Source organism: uncultured Sphingomonas sp., assembly GCF_936927845.1.
Taxonomy (GTDB): domain Bacteria; phylum Pseudomonadota; class Alphaproteobacteria; order Sphingomonadales; family Sphingomonadaceae; genus Sphingomonas.
Genome location: NZ_CAKZHV010000020.1, coordinates 1 through 4129 on the forward strand (window position 1 = coordinate 1; position 4129 = coordinate 4129).

Below are 4129 nucleotides of genomic sequence, written 5' to 3' on the forward strand. Positions count from 1 at the left end.
AGACGACAATGCACTAACTATCTACCCGGACCACCCGGTGGGGGCTGCTCAAGGCGATGCGCGCTCACCTGATCGCGACCGTCATCCTGTGCGAGGAGTGCACGCGGAACGATCGCGTGACGCCCGGCACCATCGCCGACCACAAGCGATCGAAGGCGAAAGGCGGCAGCGACGAGCGCAGCAACTACCAGCTGCTCTGCAAGCCGTGTCACGACGCGAAGACCATCGCCGAGAAGGGGCACCGGGCCCGACCGGTCAGCGGCGCGACCCGCGAGGGGCGACCGACCGACCCGGGTCACCCGTGGAACCGCCGGGCGGGCTGACGCCCCCCCCCTCTCAAAAGTCTGGGAGGCGATCAGGCCCGGACCGACGCCCCCGTCCGTGCGCGCTGAGATCAGTTTTTGAGGGGGGAGGGTTTCGGCCCGCCTGCCCGTGGAGTGCCACATGGCCGACATTATCGAGCTGCCCGGCGGCGACGGCGTCCCGCCTGAGCCGAACTGGCGCACGATCTTCGGCCGCGCAGCCGATCGCGCGTCCGCCGCGGCATACTGGAAAAGCATCATCAGCGAGATGCGCGGCGCCGAGAAGCTGGCGGTCGCCAACTCGCATTCCATCATGCGGCTGGTCGTCGCCTACGTGACCTTCGACATCAGCGCGCGCGAGGTGCTGAAATCGGGTCCGGTCATGAAGGCGAAGAAGACCGGCGTACCAACCTACAACCCTTGGTGGACGACCATGTCCAACGCGGCGAGCCAAGCGCAGGCGCTGGAAAAGGAGCTCTGCATCTCGCCGCGTGAGCGGAACAGCGGCGGCAAGGTGCAGAAGGCGGCCAAGCGCACCACGGGCGCCGACCGGTACCTGAAGCCCCATGGCTAATCGCTTCCTCGCCGAAGCAGACCCAACCACCGCATGGGCTAAAGCCGCGGTAGAGGGCAAGCTGTTCACGGTCGGCGAGCTGGTTCGCCACTCTGCCGAGCGTCACCTGCGAGACATCCGCGACGGTGAGCGGCGCGGCATCTTCTGGCGGCCGGAAGAAGCGGCGCACGCGCTCGAGTTCCTGCCGTCCGTCTTCCAGGTGACCGACGGACCGAAGGCGGGCGAGCCGTTCTACCCGCTCGAGTGGCACACGTTCGTGATGGGCTCGCTGTTCGGCTGGCGCACGGCAACGAACCGCTGGCGGTTTCGCTCAGGCTGGCTGGAGACGGGTAAGGGCCAGGCGAAGTCGCCGCTGATGGGCGCAATCGGCGTCTACATCATGGGCTGGTGCGACATCGCGCGTGCTCAGTGTTTCGCGATCGGCGAGGACAAGAAGACTGCCAACGTGCTGTTCCGCGACGCCGTGGCAATGTGCCGCGCGACGATCCCGGATCATGACGAGGGCGAGAAAGGCGAGACGCTGGGCGCGATGAGCGAGATGGACGCGCGCCGTGGTTGATATCGCCTGGCCTCGCGACCTCGCGCCCTACCGGGTGTCGTTCTACCTCCAGCCGCATGTCGGCGGGCAGGAAAGCCCGATCACGCGCACGCGAAAGACGTACGGCCTGTCCGCGCCGCGCTGGGTTGCGCGCCTCACCTTCCGTGGCGGCTATGACGGTGCGCCCCGCCCGCGCGAAGCGGCAGGCTTCGGCCCGCGGCTGGATTCGCTCGTGACCGACCTGGCGGGCGGGCTGAACATCGCCGTGTTCCACGACTGGCGCCGCCCCCTGCCAGTTCAGGGGCTCTCCGTTCGCGCGGCGCTGACCGTCGCCGAAATGGCGCTGGCCGGCGCGAGCAGCATGAAGGTCGCCGGCTTCTCCCCGCGCGCGGTGGCGGTAAGCGCGGGCGATTACATCGGGGGTGATCAGCGCCCGCACATCGTCAGCCTCGCCGCCACTCAGGCCGCGGGCGGAATCGTGTCGGGTACCGGGTCGGTGATGGTCGGAGCGGATGGCGTCGCGACCATCGGCTTCAATCCGCCGCTCTCCGCCGATGTGCCCGCGGGCACCGTCATGCAGTGGCCGGTCACCGGACGCTTTCAACTGGTGGCCGAGGACGCGGGCGAGAACGAGACCGAGGTGGGAGGCCCAACCGAGTACGCGCTCGACTTCGTGGAAGACCTGCTGTGAGCGGATTGCGCGGCCTTCCCGCCCCGCTCGCCGATGAGGTCGCAAAGCCCGAGCTGCGGCCGTTCCTCGGCGTTCACATCGACCTGCCCGACCCCGTGTTCGCCGTCACCGGGAACGCGTCGATCCGCTTCAACGACGAGACGTGGACGGCGATCGGCGGCATCGGCCAGATTGATACGATCGGCGAGGCGACCGACGGCGCGGCAACAGGGGTGAAAGCGAGCCTCTTCGCAGTGCCCGCGGAATTTCGTGATGACGTCGCTGACCAGGCTGTGCGCGGCTGCCTGTACGAGCTCTACGTCGGCGCACTCAGCGAGAATTATCGTGACGTGCTCGGGTTCAAGTGCATCTGGAAAGGCCGCTTGGACGGCTACGACATCACGGACGCGGGCGACACGATCACCGTTACTGCCAGCGGCGAGAGCCGGATGCGCGATCAGCGTCGCCCGACAATCAAGCGCTTCACCGATTGGTGGCAACAGCGCCGCCACCCCGGCGACCGGTTTTTCGAATACGTCAGCCGGATGACAGAGGTGCCAATTTTGTGGGCGAAGGCCAAGCAGACGGTATGACCGCGCCCGCCTGGTCGCATCACTGCGGCGACATGTGGCGTGCGCACGTGCTGGCAACGACCGGGCGTGACGTATGCGACATCGTCGGCCCTTCCCCGCGCGCGCCGCGCGACTGGGCGGGACTGATGCGCCGGCTTGGCGTCCGCTCGATCGCGGGCGTGATCAGCGCGGTGCATGGCGAGCCGATCCTGTACCGACAGGCTGCGCGCGGTGACATCGTGCTGCGCGGCTGGGCAATTGGTATCTGCCGCGGCGATCGCGCAGAGTTCTACGGCGGCGAGATGGTCGAGATGCGCGGGGTTGACGCGGCGTGGCGGGTCAGCGGTATTGCAAACTTCTGCGGATTGTGAGGTCGGCCGGCTTGTGTAACTCACCGAGCGACTGAGTCAGGGGGCCAGTCGCAAAGGGGAAACAACACATGCGATCTCAAACGTTTCTGGCGCTGCTGGTGGCGAGCGTGTCCACTGCGGGCTGCTCTGTGGCACCGCTCAATTTTTCACCTGCGAATGTAACCGCAAGCGCAAACAGGCTCGACGCAGCCCTTGTGTCGACCAACGTAACCGTCGCCTCAAAGGAAGAGGCGATTGGGAAAATGAACACTGCGGGGGTGGAAGCCGACATCTCGTCGCTGTGGAAAAGCACGCTTGATGATGCACTGGTGCGCATGGCGCTTTTCCGCGATGACGCGCCACGGAAGGTGTCCCTGATCGTCAAGGTTCTTGAGCTGGACTCGAGGGGTCTCGGATTTGGGGCGCGAACGACAGCTCGATATGAGCTGGTCGACCGCAACACTGGACAGACGATTTTTTCCACGGATGTGAAGACCGAAGGAAAGGCAAGCGACTACTTCGGATCTAATCGCGCGCGGAAATCGGCAAGCCGCTCTGTTCAGGCGAACATCGAAGAGTTTCTACGCCAGATAGCGGTCGCAAAGCTTCCGAATTAGCGGTTTTCGCCAGCCCACACCGCCTTCAGGTAAATGTACAGGGAGGCGGTGGTGGGAAAAGTCTTAAAGATCGTCGCCGTCATCGCAATCGCTGCCGCAGTAGCTTATTTTGCGCCAGGCCTCACGCCCACGTTTTTATCAACGGCTCTCGGAACGGCAGCTGCCACCGCAGTCGTAACGACCGCGCTAACGCTCGCAGCGTCCGCAGCGCTCCAGGCATTCGCGGGTAAGCCCCGCGTTGACATAATGCCCTCGATCTACCGCCAGGCGCTCGGCAACAGCTGGATCGTCTACGGCAAGCGCCGCGTCGGCGGCCTGATGGTATTTTTCCATCCGCTCTATGCGGGGAAGTTTCACTACCGCTTCTTCGTGATCGCGGTCGCCGGTCATCGGTGCCGCGGCGTCACGCGGTGGTTCCTGAACGACGAGGAGGTCAGCGTGCGCGCGGACGGCCTTGAGCAGCCCCCACCGGGTGGTCCGGGTAGATAGTTAGTGCATTGTCGTCT

At 65.5% G+C, this 4129-nt stretch carries 8 protein-coding genes; all 8 read left to right on the top strand.

Annotated features, from left to right (window positions below):
* Positions 1 to 56 precede the first annotated feature (56 nt).
* Positions 57 to 323, top strand: coding sequence for an HNH endonuclease signature motif containing protein (locus Q0579_RS02860; protein ID WP_298808892.1), 267 nt, complete (start codon positions 57 to 59; stop codon positions 321 to 323).
* A gap of 121 nt (positions 324 to 444) precedes the next feature.
* Positions 445 to 876, top strand: a complete 432-nt coding sequence (locus Q0579_RS02865) for a P27 family phage terminase small subunit (RefSeq protein ID WP_298808894.1) — start codon at positions 445 to 447, stop codon at positions 874 to 876.
* Positions 869 to 1435 carry a terminase large subunit gene (locus Q0579_RS02870; RefSeq protein ID WP_298808896.1) on the top strand — a complete coding sequence of 189 codons (567 nt, stop codon included), beginning with the start codon at positions 869 to 871 and terminating at the stop codon, positions 1433 to 1435. The genes Q0579_RS02865 and Q0579_RS02870 overlap by 8 nt, the downstream gene beginning before the upstream one ends.
* Entirely contained in the window at positions 1428 to 2105 is a 678-nt protein-coding gene (locus Q0579_RS02875) for a hypothetical protein (protein ID WP_298808898.1), read from the top strand. The genes Q0579_RS02870 and Q0579_RS02875 overlap by 8 nt, the downstream gene beginning before the upstream one ends.
* Positions 2102 to 2677, top strand: coding sequence for a hypothetical protein (locus tag Q0579_RS02880; protein WP_298808900.1), 576 nt, complete (start codon positions 2102 to 2104; stop codon positions 2675 to 2677). The genes Q0579_RS02875 and Q0579_RS02880 overlap by 4 nt, the downstream gene beginning before the upstream one ends.
* Positions 2674 to 3027 carry a hypothetical protein gene (locus Q0579_RS02885; RefSeq protein ID WP_298808902.1) on the top strand — a complete coding sequence of 118 codons (354 nt, stop codon included), beginning with the start codon at positions 2674 to 2676 and terminating at the stop codon, positions 3025 to 3027. The genes Q0579_RS02880 and Q0579_RS02885 overlap by 4 nt, the downstream gene beginning before the upstream one ends.
* A gap of 68 nt (positions 3028 to 3095) precedes the next feature.
* Positions 3096 to 3623 carry a hypothetical protein gene (locus Q0579_RS02890; protein WP_298808904.1) on the top strand — a complete coding sequence of 176 codons (528 nt, stop codon included), beginning with the start codon at positions 3096 to 3098 and terminating at the stop codon, positions 3621 to 3623.
* A gap of 246 nt (positions 3624 to 3869) precedes the next feature.
* Positions 3870 to 4112, top strand: coding sequence for a hypothetical protein (locus Q0579_RS02895; protein ID WP_298808906.1), 243 nt, complete (start codon positions 3870 to 3872; stop codon positions 4110 to 4112).
* The last annotated feature ends 17 nt before the right edge of the window (positions 4113 to 4129 follow it).